26 protein-coding genes are annotated in these 25,517 nt (G+C 37.1%); 22 read left to right on the top strand and 4 right to left on the bottom strand.

Annotated elements, in window-relative coordinates; all coding sequences use genetic code 11:
* Nucleotides 1-13: 13 nt before the first annotated feature.
* The 6 genes from murC to lpxC all read left to right on the top strand — a co-directional run bounded on the left by murC (nucleotide 14) and on the right by lpxC (nucleotide 6,713).
* Nucleotides 14-1,474 carry a UDP-N-acetylmuramate--L-alanine ligase gene (gene murC / locus E2R67_RS08065; protein ID WP_134290435.1) on the top strand — a complete coding sequence of 487 codons (1,461 nt, stop codon included), beginning with the start codon at nucleotides 14-16 and terminating at the stop codon, nucleotides 1,472-1,474.
* Nucleotides 1,474-2,394, top strand: coding sequence for a D-alanine--D-alanine ligase (locus tag E2R67_RS08060; RefSeq protein ID WP_134290434.1), 921 nt, complete (start codon nucleotides 1,474-1,476; stop codon nucleotides 2,392-2,394). Before murC ends, E2R67_RS08060 begins: the two co-directional genes overlap by 1 nt.
* A 3-nt stretch (nucleotides 2,395-2,397) precedes the next feature.
* Nucleotides 2,398-3,135 carry a cell division protein FtsQ/DivIB gene (locus E2R67_RS08055; protein ID WP_134290433.1) on the top strand — a complete coding sequence of 246 codons (738 nt, stop codon included), beginning with the start codon at nucleotides 2,398-2,400 and terminating at the stop codon, nucleotides 3,133-3,135.
* Nucleotides 3,136-3,194: 59 nt separating this feature from the next.
* On the top strand, nucleotides 3,195-4,439 hold the full coding sequence (gene ftsA, locus E2R67_RS08050; protein ID WP_134290432.1) for a cell division protein FtsA: 1,245 nt from the start codon (nucleotides 3,195-3,197) through the stop codon (nucleotides 4,437-4,439).
* A gap of 34 nt (nucleotides 4,440-4,473) precedes the next feature.
* Nucleotides 4,474-5,718, top strand: a complete 1,245-nt coding sequence (ftsZ, locus tag E2R67_RS08045) for a cell division protein FtsZ (RefSeq protein WP_134290431.1) — start codon at nucleotides 4,474-4,476, stop codon at nucleotides 5,716-5,718.
* 65 nt (nucleotides 5,719-5,783) lie between these two features.
* On the top strand, nucleotides 5,784-6,713 hold the full coding sequence (lpxC, locus tag E2R67_RS08040) for a UDP-3-O-acyl-N-acetylglucosamine deacetylase (RefSeq protein ID WP_134290430.1): 930 nt from the start codon (nucleotides 5,784-5,786) through the stop codon (nucleotides 6,711-6,713).
* A gap of 70 nt (nucleotides 6,714-6,783) precedes the next feature.
* Here lpxC and E2R67_RS08035 read toward each other — a convergent pair whose 3' ends face one another.
* Nucleotides 6,784-7,245 (bottom strand): DUF721 domain-containing protein, encoded by a 462-nt coding sequence (locus tag E2R67_RS08035; RefSeq protein WP_134290429.1) that lies wholly within the window; start codon nucleotides 7,243-7,245, stop codon nucleotides 6,784-6,786.
* 28 nt (nucleotides 7,246-7,273) lie between these two features.
* Here E2R67_RS08035 and E2R67_RS08030 point away from each other — a divergent pair, with 28 nt between their 5' ends.
* The 3 genes from E2R67_RS08030 (at nucleotide 7,274) to mutT (ending at nucleotide 11,442) form a co-directional block, all read left to right on the top strand.
* On the top strand, nucleotides 7,274-8,203 hold the full coding sequence (locus E2R67_RS08030; protein ID WP_134290428.1) for a M23 family metallopeptidase: 930 nt from the start codon (nucleotides 7,274-7,276) through the stop codon (nucleotides 8,201-8,203).
* A 41-nt stretch (nucleotides 8,204-8,244) separates the two neighbouring features.
* Nucleotides 8,245-10,959, top strand: a complete 2,715-nt coding sequence (secA, locus tag E2R67_RS08025; RefSeq protein ID WP_134290427.1) for a preprotein translocase subunit SecA — start codon at nucleotides 8,245-8,247, stop codon at nucleotides 10,957-10,959.
* A gap of 96 nt (nucleotides 10,960-11,055) precedes the next feature.
* The gene (mutT, locus tag E2R67_RS08020; protein ID WP_134290426.1) at nucleotides 11,056-11,442 is read left to right on the top strand and encodes an 8-oxo-dGTP diphosphatase MutT; all 387 of its coding nucleotides are present in this window, start codon (nucleotides 11,056-11,058) and stop codon (nucleotides 11,440-11,442) included.
* Nucleotides 11,443-11,487: 45 nt separating this feature from the next.
* On the opposite strand, the gene E2R67_RS08015 is transcribed toward mutT, so the two are convergent.
* Nucleotides 11,488-12,375: a DNA ligase gene (locus tag E2R67_RS08015; protein ID WP_134290425.1), complete on the bottom strand. Its 888-nt coding sequence runs from the start codon at nucleotides 12,373-12,375 to the stop codon at nucleotides 11,488-11,490.
* A 72-nt stretch (nucleotides 12,376-12,447) separates the two neighbouring features.
* On the bottom strand, nucleotides 12,448-13,302 hold the full coding sequence (gene nadC, locus E2R67_RS08010) for a carboxylating nicotinate-nucleotide diphosphorylase (RefSeq protein ID WP_134290424.1): 855 nt from the start codon (nucleotides 13,300-13,302) through the stop codon (nucleotides 12,448-12,450).
* A 127-nt stretch (nucleotides 13,303-13,429) separates the two neighbouring features.
* On the opposite strand from nadC, the gene coaE reads away from it, so the two are divergent.
* From coaE to E2R67_RS07990, 4 genes are all read left to right on the top strand, one after another.
* Nucleotides 13,430-14,029: a dephospho-CoA kinase gene (gene coaE, locus E2R67_RS08005; RefSeq protein WP_134290423.1), complete on the top strand. Its 600-nt coding sequence runs from the start codon at nucleotides 13,430-13,432 to the stop codon at nucleotides 14,027-14,029.
* Between the two features lie 80 nt (nucleotides 14,030-14,109).
* On the top strand, nucleotides 14,110-14,847 hold the full coding sequence (locus E2R67_RS08000) for a cell division protein ZapD (RefSeq protein WP_134290422.1): 738 nt from the start codon (nucleotides 14,110-14,112) through the stop codon (nucleotides 14,845-14,847).
* A gap of 80 nt (nucleotides 14,848-14,927) precedes the next feature.
* Nucleotides 14,928-15,122 (top strand): DNA gyrase inhibitor YacG, encoded by a 195-nt coding sequence (gene yacG / locus E2R67_RS07995; protein WP_134290421.1) that lies wholly within the window; start codon nucleotides 14,928-14,930, stop codon nucleotides 15,120-15,122.
* A gap of 15 nt (nucleotides 15,123-15,137) precedes the next feature.
* Nucleotides 15,138-15,482: a HopJ type III effector protein gene (locus tag E2R67_RS07990; protein WP_134290420.1), complete on the top strand. Its 345-nt coding sequence runs from the start codon at nucleotides 15,138-15,140 to the stop codon at nucleotides 15,480-15,482.
* Nucleotides 15,483-15,565: 83 nt separating this feature from the next.
* Here the strand turns inward: E2R67_RS07990 and yciH are convergent, their stop codons facing one another.
* The gene (gene yciH / locus E2R67_RS07985; protein WP_134290419.1) at nucleotides 15,566-15,892 is read right to left on the bottom strand and encodes a stress response translation initiation inhibitor YciH; all 327 of its coding nucleotides are present in this window, start codon (nucleotides 15,890-15,892) and stop codon (nucleotides 15,566-15,568) included.
* A gap of 231 nt (nucleotides 15,893-16,123) precedes the next feature.
* On the opposite strand from yciH, the gene E2R67_RS07980 reads away from it, so the two are divergent.
* The 9 genes from E2R67_RS07980 (at nucleotide 16,124) to E2R67_RS07940 (ending at nucleotide 25,512) form a co-directional block, all read left to right on the top strand.
* Nucleotides 16,124-16,348: a FeoA family protein gene (locus E2R67_RS07980; protein ID WP_134290418.1), complete on the top strand. Its 225-nt coding sequence runs from the start codon at nucleotides 16,124-16,126 to the stop codon at nucleotides 16,346-16,348.
* A gap of 1 nt (nucleotide 16,349) precedes the next feature.
* The gene (gene feoB, locus E2R67_RS07975) at nucleotides 16,350-18,638 is read left to right on the top strand and encodes a Fe(2+) transporter permease subunit FeoB (RefSeq protein WP_134290417.1); all 2,289 of its coding nucleotides are present in this window, start codon (nucleotides 16,350-16,352) and stop codon (nucleotides 18,636-18,638) included.
* Nucleotides 18,639-18,647: 9 nt separating this feature from the next.
* A complete protein-coding gene (locus tag E2R67_RS07970) occupies nucleotides 18,648-18,878 on the top strand; it encodes a FeoC-like transcriptional regulator (protein WP_134290416.1) in 231 nt (76 codons plus the stop codon).
* 189 nt (nucleotides 18,879-19,067) lie between these two features.
* A complete protein-coding gene (rlmN, locus tag E2R67_RS07965) occupies nucleotides 19,068-20,186 on the top strand; it encodes a dual-specificity RNA methyltransferase RlmN (RefSeq protein ID WP_134290415.1) in 1,119 nt (372 codons plus the stop codon).
* Between the two features lie 144 nt (nucleotides 20,187-20,330).
* Nucleotides 20,331-21,113: a type IV pilus biogenesis/stability protein PilW gene (pilW, locus tag E2R67_RS07960; protein ID WP_134290414.1), complete on the top strand. Its 783-nt coding sequence runs from the start codon at nucleotides 20,331-20,333 to the stop codon at nucleotides 21,111-21,113.
* Entirely contained in the window at nucleotides 21,106-22,110 is a 1,005-nt protein-coding gene (locus E2R67_RS07955; protein WP_134290413.1) for a helix-turn-helix domain-containing protein, read from the top strand. The genes pilW and E2R67_RS07955 overlap by 8 nt, the downstream gene beginning before the upstream one ends.
* Nucleotides 22,111-22,166: 56 nt before the next feature.
* A complete protein-coding gene (ispG, locus tag E2R67_RS07950) occupies nucleotides 22,167-23,276 on the top strand; it encodes a flavodoxin-dependent (E)-4-hydroxy-3-methylbut-2-enyl-diphosphate synthase (RefSeq protein WP_134290412.1) in 1,110 nt (369 codons plus the stop codon).
* A 240-nt stretch (nucleotides 23,277-23,516) separates the two neighbouring features.
* Nucleotides 23,517-24,794 (top strand): histidine--tRNA ligase, encoded by a 1,278-nt coding sequence (gene hisS, locus E2R67_RS07945; RefSeq protein ID WP_134290411.1) that lies wholly within the window; start codon nucleotides 23,517-23,519, stop codon nucleotides 24,792-24,794.
* A gap of 37 nt (nucleotides 24,795-24,831) precedes the next feature.
* Nucleotides 24,832-25,512 carry a YfgM family protein gene (locus E2R67_RS07940; RefSeq protein WP_134290410.1) on the top strand — a complete coding sequence of 227 codons (681 nt, stop codon included), beginning with the start codon at nucleotides 24,832-24,834 and terminating at the stop codon, nucleotides 25,510-25,512.
* Nucleotides 25,513-25,517: the final 5 nt, after the last annotated feature.

The following is a 25,517-nucleotide window of genomic DNA, read 5'->3' as shown; positions in this document are numbered from 1 at the left end:
GAAAGTGAATTCCATGACAAAAATTGAATTAGCAGAAATTCGTACCATGATCCCAGAAATGAGACGCGTGAAACAAATACATTTTATTGGTATTGGTGGCGCAGGAATGGGTGGTATTGCAGAAGTATTAGCCTATGAAGGGTATAAGATCACTGGCTCTGATATTGCTGAAAATACAGTTGTGAAAAGATTGCGTTCAATTGGGGCTGAAATATTTATTGGTCATGCTCAAGAAAATATTTATGGCGCTTCTGTCGTTGTGGTTTCAACAGCAATTAACCCAGAAAACCCAGAATTATTAGCGGCTCAACAAGCGCGCATCCCAGTGGTTCGTCGTGCTGAAATGTTAGCGGAACTGATGCGATATCGCCATGGAGTTGCTGTTTCTGGAACGCATGGTAAAACTACGACAACCAGTTTAATTGCGAGTATTTATGGTGAGGCTGATTTAGATCCTACTTTTGTGATTGGTGGTTTATTAAATAGTGCAGGTACCAATGCCAAATTAGGACAAAGCCGTTATTTAATTGCAGAAGCGGATGAAAGCGATGCTTCATTTTTGCATTTACAACCAATGGTGTCAGTGGTGACTAACATTGAAGCTGACCATATGGATACTTACCAAGGTGATTTTGAAGTACTAAAAGATACCTTTGTTCAGTTTATTCAAAATTTACCCTTTTATGGGACAGCCGTTGTTTGTTTAGATGACAAAGTAGTGGAAGAGTTAATTCCTCGTTTTGCTCGTCAATGTGTGACTTATGGATTCCATGAACAGGCTGACGTTAGAATTTCTAGCTTTAAACAGTCTGTAAATCGCAGTGAGTTTATCGTACACAGAGCGAATAGACCTGATTTAACATTACAATTGAATTTACCTGGTAAGCATAATGCCTTAAATGCTGCTGCGGCTATTGCTGTTGCAATGGAAGATGATATTGAAGATAGCGCTATTTTATCTGCTCTAGAAAAATTTGAAGGGATCGGTCGACGTTTCGAGCAATATGGAGAGTTTGAAACTGGTCGTGGAAAAGCGATGTTAGTGGATGATTACGGTCATCACCCAACAGAAGTACAAGCTACGATTAATGCTGCACGAGAAGGGTGGCCTGAAAAACGTTTAATTATGGCCTATCAACCACATCGTTATACGCGTACTCGCGATCTTTATGAAGACTTTGCTCGCGTGTTATCACAGGTTGATCAATTATTATTATTAGATGTTTATGCCGCAGGTGAAACACCCATTGCTGGCGCAGATAGTCGTTCATTATGTCGAACTATTCGTCAACAGAGCGGAAATGAACCGATTTTTGTGGCTTCACCTGAAGCATTGCCAGGAATATTAGCTAATATTATCAAAGAAGGTGATATGGTTTTAACACAGGGGGCAGGTAATATTGGTGCCGTGGTGAAAACCTTAGCTGAGTTGAAATTAGATATTGAAAAAATGAAACAAGTGAGTGCAAATTAATGGCGATTGATTTTGGAAAAGTAGCTGTATTATTCGGTGGTAATAGCGCAGAGCGCGAAGTCTCTTTAAATTCCGGTAAAGCTGTTTTAAATGCATTGGTTGAGCAGGGTGTTAACGCACATGCAATCGATCCTAAATTTGATGATATCTCACAAATCAAAGCACAAGGTTTTGACCGAGCGTTTATTGTATTACACGGTCGCGGTGGTGAAGATGGTGTAATTCAAGGTTTTTTAAGCGCGTTAGATATTCCATTCACAGGTAGCGATGTTTCAAGTTCAGCGATTGGAATGGATAAAGCAAAAACCAAACAAATTTGGCAAAGTGGTTTACTGCCAACTGCACCGTATCAAATTATAGTTAAAGATGATTTTGAAGCATCTTCAGCGGCTGAGATATTAAAAAACTTGTCGGGCACTGTAATGGTAAAACCTGTCCACGAAGGATCAAGCATTGGAATGGCAAAAGCAGAGTCTCCTGAACAACTTATTGATGCCTTAAACGAAGCTTTTAAATACGATGATAAAGTTTTATTAGAATCATGGATCACGGGTGATGAATTCACGGTTTCTATGTTAGGTGGGAAAGCATTACCCGCTATTAGTATGAAAACTAGTAATACTTTTTATGATTACCAAGCTAAGTATCAATCAACAGAAACTCAATACCTATGTCCTTGTGGTTTAAATGATAAGGAATTAGTTGAGCTTAATGATTTAGCAGAAAAAGCATTTAAAGCAATTGGTTGTAGTGGTTGGGGACGAGTTGACTTTATGCGAGACAATGATAAAAATTGGTTTTTATTGGAAGTGAACACAGTGCCAGGTATGACACAGACAAGTTTAGTGCCTAAGGCGGCTAAACAAGCTGGAATAAGCTTTGAGCAGTTAGTAGTAACTATTTTAGAGCAAACGTTATAATTTATGTTGCACAAATTAAAGCAAGTTAAAATAAGTAAATGGATAAGCTTCTTTATTTTTGTGGTGTTGATTTATGCGGTACAGAGTACCTTTTTTAAATTAAAAAACTGGTTAACTGATGAGCAGTCGCTACCATTAACATCATTGATATTAACGGGTGAGCGTCTTCATATTACAGAGCAAGTTGTTACCGATGTATTGGTAGAGCAAGAAAATAGATTGAATTTTTTCACTGTTGAAATTGCCGAAATACAAAAGAAATTAGAAGATAAACCTTGGGTGTATTCGGCTTCTATTCGAAAGCATTGGCCAGATACCTTGAAAATACATATTGTAGAACAAACTATTTTAGCTTCTTGGAATCAAAAAGCGTTATTAAATCGCTTTGGTGAAATAGTAGATGTAGTACCTAGTGAAAAGGACCATTATGTTGCCTTGTATGGGGAAGATGAAAAGTCAGAAGAAGTACTCAATACTTATGTACAATTAAATCAATTATTAAAACCGAGCCAATATCGTATTGCTTCGTTAAGCAGCGATAAACGAAACTCAAGTGAGTTGGTTTTAAAAAATGGTATTACGTTAAAGCTTGGTAAAGAACAAAAATTAGAGCGTATTCAGCTTTTTCTTAAAGCGTTTCCTCGGATTGCAAAAAAATATGAAATAAAAACAGTTGATTATATAGACCTGCGTTATGATACCGGGTTAGCTATTGGCTGGAAAAAAGACACAGCAAAATAAGTATTAACGCTCATAGTTGAATTAATTCTTCTCTTAAATAGAGAAATGGTGATAAAAGAATGGAAAGTAATTACACAGTTGGTTTAGACATCGGTAGTCATAAGGTCGTTGTTTTAATCGGTGAATTATTAGCAAATGACAATGTAAGCATCGTTGGTGTTGGAACGGCCCCTTCAAAAGGTGTTGATAAAGGCTCCGTAACAAATTTAGATGCAGTGGTTGATTCGATCCTGCTTGCTTTACGTCAAGCAGAAGATATGGCTGATTGTACGGTTTCGTCTGTTAACCTATCTATCTCAGGTTCTCATATCGAATCAATGAATGAAGCAGGTACATGGGCAATTGATGCTCACGAAGTGAGTGCTTATGACGTTGAAAGTGTTATTCATAATGCACGTTCAATAAAAATACGTGATGATCAACGTTTGTTGCATGTTATCCCACAAGAATATTCAATCGATTCTCAGGGACGCATTAACAACCCAATTGGTTTATCTGGTGTAAAGTTGAAGGCAAATGTACATTTAATCACCTGTCATAACGATTTAGTGAAAAATTTAGAGAAAGCAGTTGAACGAAGTGGCTTAGTCATTGACCAACTAACGTCTTCTGGTGTTGCGTCAAGTACCGCAATTTTGAGTGAAGATGAAAAAGAGCTGGGTGTTTGTGTGATTGATATGGGAAGCGGTACAATGGATTTATCCATTTATATTGCAGGCTCATTACAACATAGTATGGTTTTAGACTATGCTGGTAACTCGGTGACTAATGATATTGCCATTGCATTCAGTGCACCGCCAACGTCTGCTGAAGAAGTAAAAGTTAAATTTGGCTCTTTAGATAGAGCTTCAGTCACTAATAAAGATAGTATCGAATTACCAAGTGTGGGCGGTAGAGCCGCGCGTAGTTTGCAACGTTCGGTATTAATTGATGTTATAGAGCCTCGTTATACCGAGTTGCTGACTTTAGTGAAAACTGAAATATACAAAATTAATGATAAGTTTGCCCGTGAAGGCTTGCAGCAACAATTAGCTGCAGGTGTCGTTATCACTGGGGGAGCCGCACAAATTGAAGGATTAGTTGAAGCAGCCGAAGCCGTTTTTGATAATATTCAAGTCAGAATCGGTAAGCCTGAAAATATTCAAGGGTTAGCGGGAGATGTAGATTCTCCAGCGTTTTCAACAGCAGTAGGTTTATTAAGATATAAAAATGACGTGTTTACGGGTGAAGAAGAACTTGACTCAGGAAACCGTTTAACAAATCTGTTCAGTAAAGTAAAAAACTGGATTAAAAAAGAATATTAGTTATCAAGTTTCATGAATCGGGTGGTAACAAACGATGTCACAAGAACTAAATAAAGTGGAAGAAAGTCAAATGTTTGAAATAATCGACGACGAAGATCATTCAGCCCAAGCCATTATCAAAGTAATTGGTGTTGGTGGTGGCGGCGGTAACGCTATCAACTACATGATCGAAAAAGGGTTAACTGGTGCTGAATTTATAGCAATGAATACTGATGCTCAAGCATTACGTTCATCTAAAGCTGATATCCGTTTACAACTTGGCGCAAACATTACTAATGGTTTAGGCGCAGGGGCAAATCCGGAAATCGGTTATAAATCTGCTTTGGAAGATAAAGAGCGTATTCGTGAGCTAGTGTCTGGCGCGGATGTTGTCTTTATTGCTGCAGGTATGGGCGGTGGTACAGGTACAGGTGCTTGTCCTGTTGTGGCTGAAATTGCAAAAGAAGAGGGGGCACTAACTATTGGTGTTGTTTCAAAACCTTCTTTATTTGAAGGCCGCAAACGTATGAACTATGCAATGCAAGGTGTCGCACGTTTATCTGAAAATATCGATTCACTATTGATTATTCCAAATGATAAATTGCAAAAATCATTACCACGAGGCATCTCTTTCTTAGATGCATTAAGTGCTGCTAATGGTGTGCTTTATGATGCGGTTTCAGGTTTCTCTTCGATCATTAATAACGAAGAAAGTACAATCAATATCGATTTCGCAGATGTACGCACAGTAATGACTGAAGCAGGCACTACTGCTGTAATGGGGATTGGTGTTTCTTCTGGTGAGAACCGAGCTGAAGAAGCTGTTGAAGAAGCTATTTCATGTCCATTATTGGAAGATGTCGATTTATCTGATGCTCGTGGTGTATTAGTACATATCGTTGCTGGTATTGATTTCAGTTGGGACGAATACCACATTGTTGGTGATGCATTAAAACAATTTGCCTCTGAAGATTCGCATAACATTATTGGTGTTACGGTTGACCCAACGCTTGATAGTGGTGAATTACACGTTACTGTTATTGTAACGGGTATCGGTGAACGCAAATCGGATGTTAATTTTGTTAAAAATCCAACGATTGAAACAAAAAAAGAACCGGTTGAAAGTGCAGTAGAAACAACGGCTGAAGACGAAAATGAAGTTGTCAATGACGATGCAGATGAAAAAAAAGCTAAAGTTGAGCCGGAGCCTGCCGATATCATTACTGAGGTTGATGAAAAAACAGGAACTGAGAGTTATTTAGACATTCCTGCTTTTTTAAGACGTCAAGCAGATAATTAAGAATAATTTGTGATAACTCACAAAACTGCTATAATTCGGCAGATAATAGGTAGCGGAGGCATTTAGTGATCAAACAACGTACATTGAAAAAAAGTGTTAAATCAATTGGTATTGGTTTGCATTCAGGAAATAAAGTAACTATTGAGTTGCATCCTGCCCCCGCGAACACCGGTATTGTTTATCGTCGTATTGACTTAAACCCAGTTGTTAGCTTTAAAGCACATGCTCAAGCAGTACAAGAAACTTTGCTTTGTACTTGTTTAGTGAATGATCAAGGCGAAAAGATTTCGACTGTTGAACATCTATCTGCTGCACTTGCTGGCTTAGGTATTGATAATATTATTATTGACGTCGACGCGCCTGAGATTCCAATTATGGATGGTAGTGCAAGTCCGTTTATTTTCTTATTACAATCTGCGGGTATCGAAGAATTAGATGCACCGAAGAAATTTATTCGTATTAAGAAAACGGTTCGTGTAGAAGATGAAGCTGAAGGCAAGTGGGCTGAATTACAACCTTCTGATAACGGTTTCAGTTTAGATTTTAAAATTGATTTTGATCATCCCGTTTTTGAAGGTCAAAACCAACATATTGAAATGCAGTTTTCTGGTGACTTATTTGTAAAAGATATTAGCCGCGCACGTACTTTTGGTTTTATGAAAAGTGTTGAGTATTTACAATCAAATAATTTAGCGTTAGGTGCAAGCTTAGACAATGCGATTGGTCTTGATGAGTTCCGCATACTAAACCCTGAAGGGTTACGTTATGATGATGAATTTGTAAAACATAAAGTATTAGATGCGATTGGTGATTTATACCTTTCGGGTTATACAATATTAGGTCATTTAAAAGCATTTAAAACAGGCCATGCATTAAATAACAAACTGTTATGTGCGTTGCTAGCTGATCAAGAAGCATTCGAAATGGTTACCTTTGAAGAGCCAGTAAGCGAATCTCCAGTACAATATATTGATCCTGTATTTGTACCTGCTTAATAGCATTATGCTTTACTAATGTGACAGTATTAAGACAGCCAAAACCACTTTGTGAAAACAAAGTGGTTTTTTAGTTTTTATCGGTAGAAAATTTAGCTAAAGATTGTAATGCTTTTTTTAACTTAGGATCTGCATCTTCTGCTAACACTAAGAATGAGTCTGCTACATCTTTACTCATTTTTTGAGCACGTTTTTTTACTAATGTATTTTTTTTAAGTTGTAATGGACTTACTTTAGCAAGATCAGGATTTACTTTGATTTTGATTTTAGTAAGCGAAGGGTGATGTTGACGTAATTCAGTTAATATTTCACTTCGTATGAATTGTAAGCGTTGTAACCAAATAGAAGTGGGACTTTCTATAATCAAGCTCCCATTTTCAATATTTCCTATACGGCAATCATTGATATTGTGTTGTTTCAAATAGCTTTGTAGTACCATATCCAACTTAGTAATTAATGAAGTACTTTGCTGGTAGTGATTTTTTTTAAGCAACAATGAGATAGGTCTCGGTTGTTTTTTATATGTTGTCATAGCAGCCATCAATAGTGAATTAGGTTTTATGAGTATAACGGTTATTTATAAAGGGAAGGAATTTAAACGTGGATTTTCTATAACAAGATCGACATTTATTTTTATCTGTGTCTTGATCGTTACAATATTAATGACAAGTGCTTGGTTATTACAATCCCATTATCATCAACAACTTACTCAATATAAAATCAATTCAATTAACGAAAGAAATTTAATAAAAGAACAATACTTGCAAGCTATTCAATCTCAAACTAATCAGCAAATACGAGCTTTAGCCGCTCAAATAGGCGAGTTAGAGGCTCAAAATAATCGTCTAAATAACCTTGGCCAGCGCATTATCGAAAAATCAAAACTGCCAAAAGAAGAATTTGAGTTTGATATTAATCAAAATATTCCTTTAAGTAAGCTATATCCCTCTGTTTTAACAACGAATAGTGAGTTATCCTCCTTAAGCAAAAGTGTAGGGCAGCTCTCAAATCAGCTGCAAAATACTCAAAATCGCCTAGAGCAACTTGAAATTACATTAAACAATCACCATCTAGTTAATGAGTTATTTATTTCTGGTCGTCCAATTCTAGGTAAAGGTTCTTGGATTTCCTCACCTTTTGGTACGCGTACCGATCCTTTTACGGGAGGTTTACGCCGTCATCGTGGTGTTGATATTGCTGGTTATTCTGGCATGCCAATTATTGCAGCTGCAGCTGGTGTGGTGACTGCATCAGAACAGCGTAGCGGTTATGGCCTAATGGTTGAAGTCAATCATGGTAGTGGTTTTGTAACACGTTATGCGCATGCTAAGTCCTTACTCGTCTCTGTTGGAGAGGTTGTTGAAAAAGGGCAAGAAATTGCTGTGATGGGCAGTACAGGTCGCTCTACTGGGCCACATGTTCATTACGAGGTCATTAAATATGGCCGACAAATAGATCCAAATAGATATATACATAGATTACCAAGTTAAATCGCCACTTTTATCCGATTTTTTATAATGAGAAAAGCAAAATGATCACATCGCTAATAACAAAAATAATAGGCAGTCGAAACGACCGTTATCTAAAAAACTTGCGCAAAATTGTTGATGAAATTAATAAGATTGAGCCTGAAATAAAAGCCTTATCTGATGATGAGTTAAAAGCAAAAACCGTTTACTTCAAAGAACGTCTCGCTAATGGTGAAACGGTTGATGATATTTTAGTTGAAGCTTTTGCTGTTGTACGTAGTGCATCAGAACGTGTTTTCGGAATGCGTCATTTTGATGTTCAGCTTATTGGCGGCATGGTTTTAAATGAAAATAAAATCGCAGAAATGCGTACTGGTGAAGGTAAAACATTAACAGCAACGTTACCTGCTTACCTTAATGCTTTGACGGGTAATGGTGTTCACGTTATTACAGTAAATGATTACTTAGCGCGACGTGATGCTGAATGGAATGCTCAGTTATTTGAGTTTTTAGGCTTAACAGTAGGTATTAACCTGTCTGGTATGTCACATGATGAAAAACTTGCAGCGTATGCGGCTGACGTTACTTACGGAACAAATAACGAATTTGGTTTCGATTATTTACGTGACAATATGGCCTTTGAAGCTTCTCAGCGTGTTATGCGCGGCTTGCACTTTGCTATTGTCGATGAAGTGGATTCTATTTTAATCGATGAAGCGAGAACCCCATTAATCATCTCTGGTCCTACTGATGGCGATGCAACGCTTTACACTAAATTAAATAGCATTATTCCATTGCTTGTAAAACAAGATAAAGAAGATACTGAAGAATATATTGGCGAAGGTGATTTCACTGTTGATGAAAAAAGTAAACAGGTGTTATTAACTGAACGTGGCCAAGAAAAAGTAGAGAATATTCTACAAGAGCGTGGTTTATTAGAAGAAAATGAATCGTTATATTCAGCTTCAAGCATCAGCTTATTGCACCATGTTAATGCTGCATTACGTGCTCACACACTATTTGAACGCGATGTTGAATATATTGTGACTGCACAAGGTGAGGTTGTTATTGTTGATGAGCACACTGGTCGTACAATGCCTGGTCGTCGCTGGTCTGAAGGTTTACACCAAGCGGTTGAAGCGAAAGAAGGTGTGCAAATTCAAAATGAAAACCAAACGCTTGCTTCTATTACTTTCCAAAATTACTTCCGTTTATATGAAAAACTAGGTGGGATGACAGGTACAGCCGATACTGAGGCTTTTGAATTCCAATCTATTTATGGTTTAGAAACGATCGTTATTCCAACTAACCGTCCTATGACGCGTATTGACCGCGGTGACTTAGTTTACTTAAGCAGTCTTGAAAAATATGAAGCGATTATTGAAGATATTAAAGCGCGTTTAGAACGTCGTCAGCCCGTTTTGATCGGTACCGTTTCTATCGAAAGTTCAGAATTATTATCTCAGTTGATGGATAAAGCAAAAATTAAACATAGTGTGTTAAATGCTAAATTCCATGAAAAAGAAGCTGATATTATTGCGCAAGCTGGTGCGTTAGGCTCTGTGACTATCGCAACCAATATGGCCGGCCGCGGTACGGATATTGTGTTAGGCGGTAACTTACAAAATCGTCTTGAAAAATTAGGTGAATTAACTGAAGCACAAATTGAAGCTGAAACAGCCGCATGGAAAGCTGATCAAGCTGCAGTATTAGAAGCAGGTGGCTTATATATTGTTGGTACTGAGCGTCATGAATCTCGTCGTATCGATAACCAGCTACGTGGTCGTGCTGGTCGTCAAGGTGATGCTGGTGAAAGTCGTTTTTACCTATCGATGGAAGATTCATTAATGCGCATCTTCGCATCTGAAAAAGTGTCTAATATGATGAAAAAATTAGGCATGGAAAACGGTGAAGCGATTGAACATCCTTGGGTAAGCCGCGCAATCGAAAATGCACAGCGTAAAGTTGAAGGACGTAACTTTGATATGCGTAAATCATTGCTAGATTTTGATGATGTAGCGAATGATCAACGTAAAGTCGTTTACCAACAACGTAACGGTGTGATGGATAGTGAAGAAATTTCAGAAAATATCGCATTAATTTGGGATGATGTATTCAACAGTTGTATTGATGAATATGTACCACTGCATTCGTTAACAGAACAGTGGGATCTAGCTGGCTTAGAAAGCCGTCTAAAACAAGACTTCGCTATTGATTTACCTGTTCAGCAATGGCTAGCGGATGATGCAAATCTACAAGAAGAAACGATTCGCGAAAATATTGTTGAGCATGCTAAAGCCGCTTATCAAGAGAAAAAAGAACAAGTGGGCGAAAGCATTATTGCAGGGTTTGAAAAATCAGTCATGCTACAAACCATCGATATGCTTTGGAAAGAACACTTAGCTGCAATGGATCATCTTCGTCAAGGTATTCATTTACGTGGATACGCACAAAAAGATCCAAAACAAGAATACAAACGCGAATCTTTTGAACTGTTCATCGCTATGCTTGAGAATTTAAAAACGGACGTGGTTAAAATTCTGTCTAAAGTACAAATTCAAAGCCGTGAAGAAGCTGAAGCAATTGAAGAACAACGTCGTGCTGAAGAAGCGAAAGCGAATATTCAATATCAGCATGGTGGCGCAGAGAAAGAAGAAGAGTCTGTGGAAGAAGGTTCGGATACATTCGTTCGTCATGATAAAAAAGTCGGACGTAATGACCCATGTCCATGTGGCTCAGGCAAAAAATACAAACAATGTCATGGTAAACTAGGTTAGTTTATAATTCTGGCTTATCTATAAAGGTGGTACTTCATTGAAGACCACCTTTTTTATTATCTATCTTTTTATCACAATCAAGGAATAGAGCTGATTATGCAAAAAAAAGAAACCATTAGCATTGCTATCGTAAAAAATGAACAGCAACAGTTTTTGATCACTCGTCGTCAGAAGGGGCAACATTTAGCGGGTAAATGGGAGTTTCCTGGTGGTAAAGTTGAAGGTGAAGAATCTCTTGAAGTTGCGATGATCCGTGAGTTAAAAGAAGAAGTTGGTTTAACAGCAATTGAGTACACATTATTTGATTCATTAAAGTTTCAATATGATCAATTAGCATTAAGTTTGAACTTCTTTTTAGTAAATAATTTTACAGGTGAAGCAAAAGGCTTAGAAGGTCAGGAGCTAAAATGGGTTAGTTTAGCTGAATTAGATAACTATGAGTTTCCAAAGGCAAATATAAGCGTTATTAAGAAGTTAAGTTAACACTTATACATGCCCTTGTTGTTTTTAATCTAACAAATGCTTGCTTTAATACGGGTACCTAATCCGCATAAAGGAGGCAAACCTAGGAATGTTGTTACTTGTTTTTCCGGTGAATTTATAAGTGATTGTGCTGCCAATTGGCGGAGGATTTTGACGTTCTTGATCGCTAAAACCCGAGCCTATTTTAAATCGAATACCTGTCTCAGTTTCTACTAATATTGATCCTAGCATACCTTCAAACTTACCTTTTCCTGGAAGGTGAGCGATCACAGTGGCTTCAGCATCCTCAAACTTTTTAAGCTTCATTAGGTCTCGGTTACGTTTTACCTGATACAAAGCATCTTGATGATGTAACATCAAACCTTCACCTTTCATTTTTACAATATCATCTAATAGTTGCTGTAATGCTTTGTTGTTATCCACTTTCTTTTGTTCGATGACCTTTAAATAAGGGCTTTTTGATTGAGCGACTATTTTTTGCATTGTAGCGACTCGTTCATGAAATGGTTGTTGGCTGCTTGGTAAATCGAAGATCATAAACTTTATCTTTTTCCATTCAGCATTATTATTGTTCTGTGTGCGGACAATACTGGATACGGCTTCAAACTGCTCTCTACCAATCCATAACTCACCATCTAAAGGTTGATGAGGAAAAAACTCAGTAAACCACTCTGGCGCAGTAAAAGGGTTACCTTGTTTGGATAGTAACTGACTACCATTCCAATAACCTCGAATGCCATCTAGCTTTTCGCTAACGTAATATTCTTTAACATTAATATCCTCTCGAAATTGAGTCGCGAGTTGAATCGGTGGAGATTGAGCATAACTTGGTGTCAGTGATGAAAAGGTAAAGAGTGTCAGGCTGAACAATAAAAGCGATGTTAAGGGAAGTGAGTGATGTTGTGTTAACTGTTTTATGGGCAATAAAGGCATAACAATTTCTCCTACACTTTGTAAATGATTTTAACTGCATTTAAAAGTGTAGGAGGGTTTTTATAAATTGCTTTATTTTTGTACAAATCGCATTGATAAGTCCACTGCATGTACATGTTTGGTTAAGGCTCCAACGGAAATGTAATCTACGCCAGTTTCTGCAAAACTTAGAATTGTACTGCTATCAACATTACCAGACACTTCAAGATCGGCTTGAACTGGATTCGCTTTATTAATTGAAACGGCTTCTAACATCATAGGGATAGTGAAGTTATCGAGCATTACACGTTGTGCACCTGCATCTAGCGCTTGTTTAAGTTCAGCTATATTTTCAACTTCAACCTCAACCCAGCGTTCTGGATGCTGTTTATTTGCAAAGGCAATCGCTTCTGCAATACCACCACAAGCCATAATATGATTTTCTTTAATTAAATAGGCATCATATAAGCCTATACGATGATTATGACCACCACCGCAAACAACTGCATATTTAGAGGCATTACGTAAGCCTGGTAGCGTTTTACGTGTATCTAATAACTTACAATTAGTCGATGCAATAAGACTTGTATATTGTTTGGTAATAGTCGCAATACCAGACAGTGTTTGAATGAAGTTTAATGCGGTACGCTCACCCGTTAGCAAGGTTCTTGCGGGGCCAGTCAGTGAAAATAAAGGACTATTTGCTTTAACAAGATCGCCATCTTCAACATGCCAAGTAATATTGACAGTATCACCCAATTGGCGAAACACTTCTTGTGTCCATGCTTTACCACAAAAAACAGCATCATCTCGTGTAATAACCACAGCTTCTGCTTGTGTATTTTCTGGGATCAGATTTGCGGTAATATCGCCTTCAGCAGCTGATAGACCATTCAAATCTTCATTTAAAGCTAACGTAACACTTTGTGCAATTTCTTGTTCAACCATGGTAAATTCCCATACAGCGATAAAAAAGTGGAATATTACCTTAACAGTCTACGAATACCAATGATCTAACGACTTAACTTTAACAAAAGTGTCAATCAAAGTAGATCATCATAGAGAGAATAAAAGTATGAATTTAATAATTGGCTTAACAGGCGGCATTGGTAGTGGTAAATCAACAGTGGCCAAAGAATTTAAAGCACTAGGAATTGAAGTCATTGATGCTGATCAAGTGGCTCGTGAAGTGGTTGCACCTGGAGAAAATGCGTTGCATGACATTGAACTCTTTTTTGGGGCAGGAGTCATAGACGTTAATGGTGCTTTAGATAGAGCTAAGTTGCGCGATATTATTTTTCAATGTGAAGAAAAAAAGCAATGGCTCAATGAGTTATTACATCCTCTCATCCGGGAAAGTATGTTAACTCAACTTGCTGAAGCGCGTAGTCAATATGTGATATTAGAAGCGCCGTTACTGTTTGAAAATAAGTTAAATCAATATACCAATTACAATTTAGTTGTTGATGTGACCGAATTAAATCAAATAAAAAGAGCAACACAACGTGATGGAAATAATGACGCACAAATACAGGCCATTATGAATTCACAATTAAGCAGGCAAGCACGTTTAGCAAAAGCCGATTATGTTCTTGATAACAATAGTGCAGATCTCGTTGCTTTAAAACATCGCATTAGTCTATTGCATCAGCAATTCTTAGCGCTTCTTGAGTAAGATGCCTTTTTCGAAGTGAAATTGTTGGACGTACTAGTTTTAATGCATTTTAATTCCCTAATAAAATGAAAAGTATTAAAATGATTTCTTTTGAATACCCACTTACAGAAAAAAGTCGTGATTATTTCCGTTTCGAATTACTTTTTTCACAAATAAACAAAAGTCTTTTACTTGAAAATGACAACCAAATTCTTGTTTACTTTAAATCCCTTTTTGAATTAGTAGAACTATCTGATCGTAATGATATTCGACACGAGCTGATTAAAGATTTACGTATCCTTTCAGACAAAATGAAAACATGGCTAAATTATAAAGAAGCTGATACTGAAGTGATTCAAAGCTACATTAAAGAAAGTGATGAATTAATTAATGTATTGGTCGGGATGTCAAAACAGCTTAAGTTTTTTAAAAATAGTCGTTTTTTAATTGCTTTAAAACAACGCTTTTTTATACCCGGTGGCTGTTGTAATTTTGATTTACCTGAATATCATTTCTGGCTCACTCGCCCAATTACCTCAAGGCGAGAACAAGCGTCACAATGGTTTGATTATTTTAGACCCTTAGAACGTGCACTTACCTTGTTTTTGAAAATGAAACGTTTTCAAGGTGTTAAAACGACACAATTTGCAAAAAATGGTTTCTTTCAAGGTGAAGTAGAAGATGCTTTATTTATTGAAGTTAAAGTTAATCTTAACCTAAATGTTTACCCAATGATTTCTGGGCATCGTCATCGTTATTCTATTACTTTTATGGATGCGAATGCGGAGAACCGACGTAACAAAGCGGCAATTACCGAGTTCGAGCAAACTATTTGTTAATTTTTTTGTTGATTAATCGCATTTGTAACGTCTAGGTATGATAAATTTAAGATAATGTTGAGTACTTTTAAGGAAATGTAATGAAGGTTAATTGTCCAACCTGTCAAAAAGAGGTGGTTTGGGATAAACAAAGTTTATACCGTCCCTTTTGTTGCAAACGTTGCCAGCTTATCGACTTAGGTGAGTGGGCTGATGAAGAAAAACGCATTAAAGGTGAATCGGTAAGCCCAGAAAACTTACCTCAAAATAAAACCATCTACTTTGAAGAAGATTAAGCACAAGGGAAGAGCATGACGTTAGAACAATTTTTACAAAAACTCGATACAAAACCTGAATCGATTGAATTTACCGAAACAATGTCTGTCATTGAAAATCTTTATGATTTTATTGAAGTTGCATTTACAAATGGGCAACAAAGTAATGCTGCAGGAGAAAATTCAGGCTCTTGTAAGTTGTTTTCATTTGCTAAACTTAATGGGTTATCAGAAGCGAAAACTCTAGCTTGTTTTGGTACTTATTATCGCGATGATGTATTAGGTCACCCTGATGCAAATGATCACCAAAATATCCGCCAATTTATGATTAACGGTTGGTCAGGTATTCAATTTAGCGCGGAAGCATTAATCGCTAAATAAAAATGATTTCTTTGAACGATTAAAGGGCTTTTTACTTGTTTAATCGTTCAATTACTTTTTATAGCTATAGCATTGGGTAATCACTAACTTCCTGCTAATTTCACCGTGTAACCATTCTTCTCTAACACCGTTTTTATCACTTCCCGTTGATCCGTTTGGATCTCAATAACGAAGTCTTTCACCGTGCCACCACAACCTGTTCGCTTTTTAATATCTTTAGCTAATGCTTTGAGCGCTTTCTCATCAAGTTGTAAGCCTTTAATTAACGTAACTCCTTTACCTTTGCGACCTTTAGTTTCGCGGTGCAAACGTATGATGCCATCACCTTCAGGGGCTTTTTGTGTTTGCTTGGTTTTCTCCACCTTGCCGCCGTCAGTGGAATACACTAAATTTAATTCACCAAAATCCATGATTGTTCCTATTTGTTTATTTTTTCGTAGTTTATACCTGTTCCTATTGAAGATGCAAAGTCGTCCATAAAAATGGTTACTACTCTCTATTAATTGATCTAAAACAACTGCGCTGTTTATAGTTGATACTTTTAATCTGCTCTTGTTGTAAGTGATAATGATTTGTATTAATTTCATCATCAAAGCTTATGCTTATTGATTATCTTGATCGCCTATGGGTAGGGAAATTAAATGTTCTTGTCAGAATTAAAAGTGGGGCAAACAGCTAATATTATTAATATTAATGCTATTGAGCCCGTGATGCGGAAAAAATTACTCAATTTAGGTTTTTTACCTAAAGCAAAAATTCAATTATTACGTGTTGCGCCATTAGGCGATCCCATTGCAGTGCGTTGTGCAAATAGTTCTATCGCATTACGTAAAAGTGTTGCAAAACAAATTATAGTGGAGCGTTAAAATGAGTTTAAATATTGCAACGATTGGTAACCCTAACTCAGGAAAAACAACACTCTTTAATGCACTCACAGGCTCACATCAAAAAGTAGGCAATTGGAGTGGGGTGACAGTTGAGAAAAAAACAGGACAATTTAAATTATCTAATAAAGACGTTGTAAATGTCGTTGATTTACCGGGTATTTATAATCTTGATAATGATCAGTCAGGCTCTTCTTTAGATGAACGAGTCGCCTTTGAATATATTATGCAAAGCAGCCCTGATATGGTACTGAATATCATTGACGCAAGTTGTTTAGAAAGAAGTTTATATCTCACTCTACAGTTATTAGAGTTAGGTTTGCCCGTATTAGTTGTACTTAATAAAATGGATTTGGCTGATAAACAGCATCTTGTCATTAATGAAAAACTATTAAGTAAACAGTTAGGTTGTCCGGTTGTTTGCCTTTCGGCATTGCAGCAACAATCAGTAAAACAATTAACTGATACGCTAAATCATATCAACCTTAATGATTTAGAAAATGATTTTTCGTTAAATTACGGTGCTGAGTTAGAGAGTGTTATTGCTAACACTTCGCAATTTTTAACTTCTGCTTTATTGAATCACAAAGCCCTTGCAATAAAATGCATTGAGGGTGACCAATCTGTAATGAAAGATTTTAGTGACTCAGAAAAAGAACAAGTGAAACAATTGAAAAACACGTTAAGTGTTGATCTTGATTTACAGATCGCCGATGTTCGCTATACCTATATTTATCAATTAACTCAGCAGGCAGTGCGTACCAAAGGACATTTAAGCCAAACATTAACTGAAAAAATTGATGCGATCACACTGAATAGTTTTACAGGCATTCCAGTATTTTTATTGGTCATGTATTTAATGTTTATGTTTGCTATCAATATTGGTAGTGCATTTATCGACTTTTTTGATATTACCGCAGGCGCCGTTTTTGTTGATGAAACGGCCCATTGGTTAGGCGTTATCAATACGCCTGATTGGATTATTAATGTACTTGCGTATGGTGTTGGTAATGGTATTCAAACTGTGATGACGTTTATTCCTGTTATTGCTTGTTTGTATTTATTTTTAGCTATATTGGAAGGCTCAGGTTACTTAGCAAGAGCAGCTTTTGTTATTGACCGCGCGATGCAATTCATAGGATTACCAGGGAAATCATTTGTTCCCATGATCGTTGGCTTTGGTTGTACTGTACCAGCGGTAATGGCCGCAAGAACATTAGAAAAAGAACGCGAGCGTTTATTAACCGTGGTTATGTCTCCTTTTATGTCCTGTGGTGCTCGTTTACCTGTGTATGCGTTATTTGCTAGTGCCTTTTTTCCAGATAATGGCCAAAACATTGTATTTTTGCTTTATTTAATCGGTATTCTTATTGCCGTATTAACTGGGTATATTTTAAGTCGGACTATTTTACCAGGTAAAAGTGGTAGCATGTTTTTAGATATTCCTGATTATGAAATTCCGACAATCAAAAATACTGTCATTAAAACATGGCAAAAACTCAAAGGTTTTGTATTTGGTGCGGGTCAAACTATCGTGATCGTTGTGACAATTTTGAATGTGCTTAATTCAGTCGGATTAGATGGTAGTTTTGGACATCAAGATAGTGAAAGCTCATTGCTTAGCCAAGGAGCTCAAATTATTACACCGGTTTTATCACCACTCGGAATTAATAATGAAAATTGGCCTGCTACTGTAGGTATTGTTACTGGATTATTTGCTAAAGAAGCTGTAGTAGGGACGTTAAATAATCTTTATTCAAGTTCCGAAGAAGAAGAGGAAGCTGAATTAAGCCTATTAGATAAGTTTAATTTTGCTTTGGCGACTATCCCTGAAAATCTCATGGGAATTGATATTGCTGATCCATTAGGTATTAATGTCGGAGATGTTGCGGATCTCGCTTCTGCAGCAGAAGATCAAGGTGTAGATTTGACTATCTATAGTAATATTCAAAAAGCCTTTGTAAGCAAAGAGGCTGCCTTTGCTTATTTACTGTTTATTCTTTTATACGCTCCTTGCGCAGCTGCGATGGGGGCAATTGTAAGAGAAGTTGGTGTAAATTGGGCTCGCTTTATTGCGATATGGTCAACGGCTATTGCCTACATTACCTCGGCTGCTTATTACCAAGTGGCTACTTTTGCACAGCATCCAACAAGCAGTTTGGCCTATTTATTAGCATCTGCTGTGATTGTGTTTGTGGTGGTGTTTAGGCTTAAAAGCAAAGGCAATTTACTTGCTGATATTACTATTAATCATCAACACAAAGCGATATAGGTTGTGAGTATGATATTAAAAGCATTATCAGATTATATACAGACACAGCAGCGTGTTGAGGAAAAGGATTTATTAAAACACTTTCGTTTGAAGCAAAGCGGATTAGCACCAATGATTGAAATATTAATTGCACATGGTCATATACAAAAAACAATCAATAACCGAGGTGAAAACCTTCCTGCTCAGGTTTTTTATAGCTGGAAAGAAGTAAAGGTGATCCCAATGACAGCGGTTATTTAAGTTGCTTTTAAGACAAGCCTGAAGATTTAGTTTTACTTTGTTTTTAGTTAAATCGGTCCAAATTAAAAATACCTGACGCAATAACTTGCTCAGGTATTTTTTTAGTTCAAATTTGTGACTAGCATCGTCTACTCATAATATGTACAATCCACACCCAATTTATACCGAATCAGTCTAGTCGAGGCATCCATGAGTCAGAAAAAAGTAAACCTGTTAGATTTAAACCGTCAAGGTTTACGTGATTTTTTCACAGAAATGGGCGAGAAGCCATTTCGTACAGAGCAAGTCATGAAATGGATTTACCATTTCGGCTGTGATGACTTCGACCAAATGACAAACATTAATAAAGCATTACGTGAGAAACTTAAGCAACGTGCAGAAATCATTGCGCCAGAAGTTAAAGTTGAACAACGCAGTGAAGATGGCACTATCAAATGGGCGATGACAGTTGGCAACCAAGAAGTTGAAACGGTTTATATTCCAGAAAAAGATCGTGCGACTTTATGTGTTTCATCACAAGTAGGTTGTGCGTTAGCCTGTGACTTCTGTTCAACTGCACAGCAAGGTTTTAACCGTAATTTAACCGTGTCTGAAATTATTGGTCAAGTATGGCGTGCGGCTAAAATTATTGGTGTGATGGGAGAAAGTGGAACACGACCAATCACTAATGTAGTGATGATGGGAATGGGAGAACCTTTATTAAATCTAAATAATGTCGTACCAGCAATGGAACTGATGTTAGATGATTTAGGTTATGCACTTTCTAAACGTCGTGTCACATTATCAACATCAGGTGTGGTACCTGCATTAGATATCTTAGGTGATAAAATAGATGTTGCTTTAGCGATTTCTTTACACGCGCCGAATGATGAATTACGTTCTAAAATGATGCCAATTAATGATAAATATAACATTGCTGACTTTTTGGCCGGTGTAAAACGCTACATAAGCAAATCAAATGCAAATCGTGGCAAAGTGACCATTGAATATTTATTGTTAGATCATGTTAATGACTCAACGGATCAAGCACATGAACTTGCGCATTTATTAAAAGATACTCCTTGTAAAATTAATTTGATCCCTTTCAATCCATTCCCTGGGAATGATTACACCAAACCAAGTAACAGCCGTGTAGATAGATTTAATAAAGTATTAATGGAATATGGCTATACTGTTATTGTACGTAAAACGCGTGGTGATGATATTGATGCCGCTTGTGGACAATTGGTTGGTGATGTTATTGATCGCACCAAACGTACAATGAATAAACGTCAACATGGCGAAAATATAAACATTAAACAGAATTAATCGAGTAAAAACAGGTATTTGTTTTTACGTAAGATGATCGAAGTTCAATAATGATTAAAAAGTCATGGATCAAATGTAAACTTACTCCATAATGAGTATGCTTATAGGGGAACTTGTAAGCAGCTTAACTCCATTGAGGAATGTATGCGTTTTTTATTTTGTACTCTTTTCGCTGCTTTGTTAATGTCTGCTTGCGTCTCAAGCGAGACAACGACAACCTTAAATAATCCCAATGGCTTAAAAGTAGAGTTTGATGCAAAAGCTGCAGCACAAACCCGAATCAAGTTAGCCTTGCTGTATCTTCAAAATAAGCAAATACAACAAGCTAAAGAGAATTTAGATAAAGCCTTACAGTATCAGCCAGATGATGCGAATGTATTACGTATTTTTGCTTACTATTATCAACAGGTAAATGATAATAAAAAAGCTGAAGAATTTTATAATAAGTCGCTTTTAGTGGATCCAGATAATGGTGACACTTACCATAATTATGGCGCTTTTTTATGTGGGCAAGGGCGTTATAAAGAAGCTGAAAAAGCTTTTTTAACTGCGATTAAATTACCTAATTATACGCGTATTGCTGAGTCATATCAGAATGCGGCAATTTGTGCAGAAGAAGCTAAAAACCTTGAAAAAGCAATTTATTACGGAGAATATGCGTTGTCGTATAATCCTAATAATATCAATTTAAACTTGTTTTTAGCAAAGTTAAATATTACTGTAAAAAAATACCAAGCTGCAAAATTAAATCTAATTACTTTTCAGCGTGACTCAAAGCCAACCGCAGAAAGTTTGTGGCAATGGGTACGTTTGAGTTATGCTGAAGGAAATGAAGCAAGTGTATCTAAGCATGGGGCGCAACTTATCAAGTTATTCCCTGGAACTCCGCAAGTTTTAAATTATGTGAATAAAAAATATTATGACTGAAGAAAATATACATAACGAACAACAGCCAATTCCACTTGATCAAGCGCTAAAAGATTTCCGTTTAGCTGCAAATTTATCAGTGGATGAACTCGCTCAGAGGTTAAATTTAAAAGCCTCGGTTATTTTAAATCTTGAGAATAACTTAGATAAAGTCATTTCTGATGGCATTTACCCTCTAATTTATTTACGTGGTTATTTGATTAACTATAGTAAAGAACTAAAATTTCCTGACGTTGAATCCTATCCTGAATTTCAAAAATTAAGCCATCCATCAGAATCGGTTACTAGTTTACAAAACACTTATATTTTTACAGATAAACAAAAGTTATCTAAGAAAATCCTTTTACTGACTCTATTGCTTATTGTTGGTGGCGGTATTGCTGTTACTTATTTTGGCAATACTTCAACGGATAGCGAAGGTGCTACTGAATCAGAGCCAAGTATTACACAAAGCACATCAGAAAATGCAGTTATACAGCTATCTTCTAGCACAGAAAAAGTAGAAGAAACCATTCAGGAAGTATCAAAACCTGAAGTCGTTGAAGAAGAAGTTGAAGAACTTGAAACTGAAGAATATGTTGCAGTGCCAGATGTCGTTGAAGCTGTAGTCGCACCTGCTGTTGAAGATATCAAGAAACCATTAACCGTCGCGCCTGAAGTAAAAGAAGTCGTGGTAGAAGATGTCGTTGAAACTGCGGCTATCGTTACGCCGGTTGTTCAACCCGAATCCGTTGTTGAACAAGCACAGCCTATCGTTGAAGGGACTCCTTTAAAATTGTTATTTGAAGAAGAAAGTTGGGCAGTGGTTACAGATGCTAAAGGTAAACGTCTTGCATTTGGTTTATATCAAGCAGGTAAAGAATTAGACCTTGTTGGTAGCGCTCCATTTTCATTAAAAATAGGTAATCCAACGGCCGTTGTAATGTATTATGACGATCAACTAGTTGAAAATAATTTTGTTCGAGGCAAAATGGCTAACTTTTCTTTACCAGAGTAAACCTGTTTAAAGAAGAATCGACTAAGTAATCCGTTAACTTTAAGAGTAAAAATAGAATGAGTCATACCTCTACAATTATACGCCGCGAATCTAAACAGATCATGGTGGGCAATGTTCCTGTGGGTGGAGGTGCCCCAATTACAGTTCAATCGATGACTAACACATTAACAACAGATGTGGAGGCCACGGTTGCTCAAATTAAACGATTAGAAGCAGTTGGCGCAGATATGGTACGTATATCGGTTCCTACTATGAATGCTGCAGAAGCGTTTCGTGAAATCAAAAAGCAATGCAATATCCCTTTAATTGCTGATATTCATTTTGACTATCGAATTGCTTTAAAAGTCGCTGAATATGGGGTTGATTGCTTACGTATCAACCCAGGTAATATTGGTAATGAACAACGTATACGCAGTGTTGTTGATTGTGCGCGTGATAATAACATCCCTATTCGAATTGGTGTTAATGGCGGGTCATTAGAAACTGATATTCAAGAAAAATATGGAGAGCCGACTGCACAAGCATTAGTTGATTCTGCATTGCGTCATGTGGATATCTTAGACCGTTTGAACTTTGACCAATTCAAAGTTAGTGTAAAAGCTTCTGATGCTTTACTCGCTGTAGAGTCATACCAATTACTTGCAAAACAGATCATTCAACCGCTACATTTAGGGATCACCGAAGCTGGCGGTTTACGTAGTGGCAGCGTGAAATCGGCTGTGGGCCTTGGTATGTTGTTATCTCAAGGCATTGGAGATACATTACGTGTTTCATTAGCCGCTGATCCTGTTGAAGAAATTAAAGTTGGCTTTGATATTCTAAAATCATTACGCATTCGCAGCCGCGGTATTAATTTTATTGCTTGTCCAACTTGTTCTCGTCAAGAGTTTGATGTGATTGCAACCGTCAATGCATTAGAAGAGCGTCTTGAAGATGTGGTTATGCCGATGGATGTATCAATCATTGGCTGTGTTGTAAATGGTCCTGGTGAAGCACTTATCTCTGATATTGGTATTACGGGTGGCAAAAATAAAAGCGGTTTTTATGAAGATGGTACACGTCAACGTGACCGTTTTGATAATGATAATGTGATTGACCAATTAGAAGCGAAAATACGTGCGCGTATTAGCCGTACTGATGCAAGCCAAATTATTATAAAAAGTTAGTTTTCTTAACTTAAGTTGAAACTGTGTGATGTAATAAGCTTAAGTTAACTAATCGTTTTTACTAAAAACAAGCAATAAGCCCAAATGTTTTTGATATTTGGGCTTTTTATTAAGATTAAAACCCGCAAAGCCGAGTTGGATTGTTCCATCTACCGTCAAACTTCCTTATAATAACTCTCAATTTTATTGGAAATACACTTTAGGTGTGTTTTTATTCATCTACAAAATTCGGAAATCATTGTGGCAAAGAAGATACAAGCTATTCGCGGTATGAATGATACCCTTCCTGAACAGACTCCTGTTTGGCAGAAATTAGAATCGTTGATCAGAAAAACAGTAAGCAGTTACGGTTATTCTGAGATTCGTATGCCCATTGTAGAAAGTACACATCTTTTTAAACGCTCGATTGGTGAAGTAACAGATATCGTTGAAAAAGAAATGTATACCTTTGATGATCGTAATGGTGATAGTTTAACTTTACGTCCAGAAGGCACTGCATCATGTGTGCGTGCTGGTAACGAACATGGTTTGTTATATAACCAAGAACGTAGAATGTGGTATATCGGACCTATGTTCCGTCACGAACGTCCGCAAAAAGGGCGTTATCGTCAATTTCATCAAGTGGGCATTGAAACATTTGGTATTGCTAGCGCAGACATTGACGCAGAAGTTATTTTATTATCTGCTCGCTTATGGAAAGCATTGGGCATTGAAGAACATGTTGAGTTACAGCTTAATTCATTAGGCAGTAACGAAGAGCGCAATATTTACAAAGGTAAACTGGTTGAGTTCTTAAAGCTACATGAAGATAAACTAGATGAAGATAGTAAACGTCGTATGTTAACTAACCCTTTACGTGTGTTGGATAGCAAAAATGAAGCCGTTCAAGCTATTTTAGTGGATGCACCGAAACTATCTGATTATTTTGGTGACGAAACTGCAGAGCATTTTGCGAAAGTACAAGCTTACTTGGACGCAGCTGGCGTTAAATACGTAATCAATGAAAAAATTGTACGTGGTTTAGATTATTACAATCGCACCGTATTTGAATGGGTGACATCAAGCTTAGGATCTCAAGGCACTATTTGTGCTGGTGGACGTTACGATGGTTTAGTAGAACAACTTGGTGGTAAAGCAACACCGGCTGTTGGCTTTGCAATGGGGTTAGAGCGTATTATTTTAATGCTTGAAACATTAGCGCTAAATAGTGACGTTAAAGGTGATGTCGATATCTACAGTATTTTAGTAGGGGAAGGAACGGATATCGCAGGTTTTAAAGCGGCAGAGTTAATTCGAGATCAATTACCGCACCTAAAAATGATGCATCACTGTGGCGCGGGGAACTTTAAAAAACAAATGAAACGCGCAGATAAAAGTGGCGCTTCAGTTGCTTTAATTATAGGTGAAGATGAATTAGAAAGTGGCTGCGTCACAATTAAAGATTTACAAGGTAATTCTGAGCAACAAACCGTTGCAATCGACAGCTTAGTTAAGGTATTACCTACCTACTTTGCGTAAATAGACTCATTAAAAATAGATTAAGTAAGGAATACACGTGGTTGATATTATTGAAGGTTACGAAACAGAAGAACAACAAGTTGATGCGATTAAAAAGTGGTGGAGCGAGAATGGCACCATGCTTATCGTCGGTGCTGTTGTTGGTTTAGCTGGACTGTGGGGGTGGCGTTATTACGGTGAAGCTACATTATCTGGTCAAGAGCAAGCTTCAAGTGAATTCGCACAAGTTTTAGTGAAATTTGAAGCGGATAGTTCTGAACAAGGCGCGGCTGATATGCAAGCCTTTATTGCAGATAACGAAGGTAATAATTACGCGACGTTAGCGTCTTTATTATTAGTCAAAGAAGCTGTAAAAGAGCGTAATTTTGAGCTAGCGAAAACACAGCTTACTAATTTATTAGCAACAAATGATTACGAGCCTTTAATGCCAGTGATCAAATTACGTTTAGCTCGAGTACAAGCTGAATTAGGCGAATATAACCAAGCGATTGCAACACTAGATAACATTACAGAAGAAGGTTTTATCGTTAAAGCGAATCAAACTAAAGGGACTGTTTATGTAAAACAAGGTGATTTAGCGTCAGCTCGTTTAGCATTTCAAGCTGCTGTCGATGCAAGTATTGGCCGTGTTGATCCTGTTTTACAATTACAGTTAGATGATTTAGCCGTTGCTAAAGTAGATGTTGCCTCAGCTCCTAATTTAGACGCTGCGCAATAAAGAGA

The sequence above is a fragment of the Psychromonas algicola genome, from assembly GCF_004378355.1.
In the GTDB taxonomy this organism is placed as follows: Bacteria; Pseudomonadota; Gammaproteobacteria; order Enterobacterales; family Psychromonadaceae; genus Psychromonas.
The sequence above is the reverse complement of the archived record's forward strand: the minus strand, read 5'-3'. Positions and strand labels throughout refer to the sequence as shown.

What these genes read in the sequence shown, in the direction of transcription:
- nadC (WP_134290424.1), bottom strand. Translation starts at nt 13,302, where the DNA reads ATGGTTGAACAAGAAATTGCACAAAGTGTTACGTTAGCTTTAAATGAA.
- E2R67_RS08000 (WP_134290422.1), top strand. Translation starts at nt 14,110, where the DNA reads ATGATTTCTTTTGAATACCCACTTACAGAAAAAAGTCGTGATTATTTC.
- ftsZ (WP_134290431.1), top strand. Translation starts at nt 4,474, where the DNA reads ATGTCACAAGAACTAAATAAAGTGGAAGAAAGTCAAATGTTTGAAATA.
- rlmN (WP_134290415.1), top strand. Translation starts at nt 19,068, where the DNA reads ATGAGTCAGAAAAAAGTAAACCTGTTAGATTTAAACCGTCAAGGTTTA.
- murC (WP_134290435.1), top strand. Translation starts at nt 14, where the DNA reads ATGACAAAAATTGAATTAGCAGAAATTCGTACCATGATCCCAGAAATG.
- E2R67_RS07980 (WP_134290418.1), top strand. Translation starts at nt 16,124, where the DNA reads ATGTTCTTGTCAGAATTAAAAGTGGGGCAAACAGCTAATATTATTAAT.
- E2R67_RS07970 (WP_134290416.1), top strand. Translation starts at nt 18,648, where the DNA reads ATGATATTAAAAGCATTATCAGATTATATACAGACACAGCAGCGTGTT.
- E2R67_RS08015 (WP_134290425.1), bottom strand. Translation starts at nt 12,375, where the DNA reads ATGCCTTTATTGCCCATAAAACAGTTAACACAACATCACTCACTTCCC.
- yciH (WP_134290419.1), bottom strand. Translation starts at nt 15,892, where the DNA reads ATGGATTTTGGTGAATTAAATTTAGTGTATTCCACTGACGGCGGCAAG.
- E2R67_RS07990 (WP_134290420.1), top strand. Translation starts at nt 15,138, where the DNA reads ATGACGTTAGAACAATTTTTACAAAAACTCGATACAAAACCTGAATCG.
- E2R67_RS08055 (WP_134290433.1), top strand. Translation starts at nt 2,398, where the DNA reads ATGTTGCACAAATTAAAGCAAGTTAAAATAAGTAAATGGATAAGCTTC.
- coaE (WP_134290423.1), top strand. Translation starts at nt 13,430, where the DNA reads ATGAATTTAATAATTGGCTTAACAGGCGGCATTGGTAGTGGTAAATCA.
- ispG (WP_134290412.1), top strand. Translation starts at nt 22,167, where the DNA reads ATGAGTCATACCTCTACAATTATACGCCGCGAATCTAAACAGATCATG.
- mutT (WP_134290426.1), top strand. Translation starts at nt 11,056, where the DNA reads ATGCAAAAAAAAGAAACCATTAGCATTGCTATCGTAAAAAATGAACAG.
- E2R67_RS08035 (WP_134290429.1), bottom strand. Translation starts at nt 7,245, where the DNA reads ATGACAACATATAAAAAACAACCGAGACCTATCTCATTGTTGCTTAAA.
- pilW (WP_134290414.1), top strand. Translation starts at nt 20,331, where the DNA reads ATGCGTTTTTTATTTTGTACTCTTTTCGCTGCTTTGTTAATGTCTGCT.
- E2R67_RS07955 (WP_134290413.1), top strand. Translation starts at nt 21,106, where the DNA reads ATGACTGAAGAAAATATACATAACGAACAACAGCCAATTCCACTTGAT.
- feoB (WP_134290417.1), top strand. Translation starts at nt 16,350, where the DNA reads ATGAGTTTAAATATTGCAACGATTGGTAACCCTAACTCAGGAAAAACA.
- E2R67_RS08060 (WP_134290434.1), top strand. Translation starts at nt 1,474, where the DNA reads ATGGCGATTGATTTTGGAAAAGTAGCTGTATTATTCGGTGGTAATAGC.
- yacG (WP_134290421.1), top strand. Translation starts at nt 14,928, where the DNA reads ATGAAGGTTAATTGTCCAACCTGTCAAAAAGAGGTGGTTTGGGATAAA.
- ftsA (WP_134290432.1), top strand. Translation starts at nt 3,195, where the DNA reads ATGGAAAGTAATTACACAGTTGGTTTAGACATCGGTAGTCATAAGGTC.
- secA (WP_134290427.1), top strand. Translation starts at nt 8,245, where the DNA reads ATGATCACATCGCTAATAACAAAAATAATAGGCAGTCGAAACGACCGT.
- E2R67_RS08030 (WP_134290428.1), top strand. Translation starts at nt 7,274, where the DNA reads ATGAGTATAACGGTTATTTATAAAGGGAAGGAATTTAAACGTGGATTT.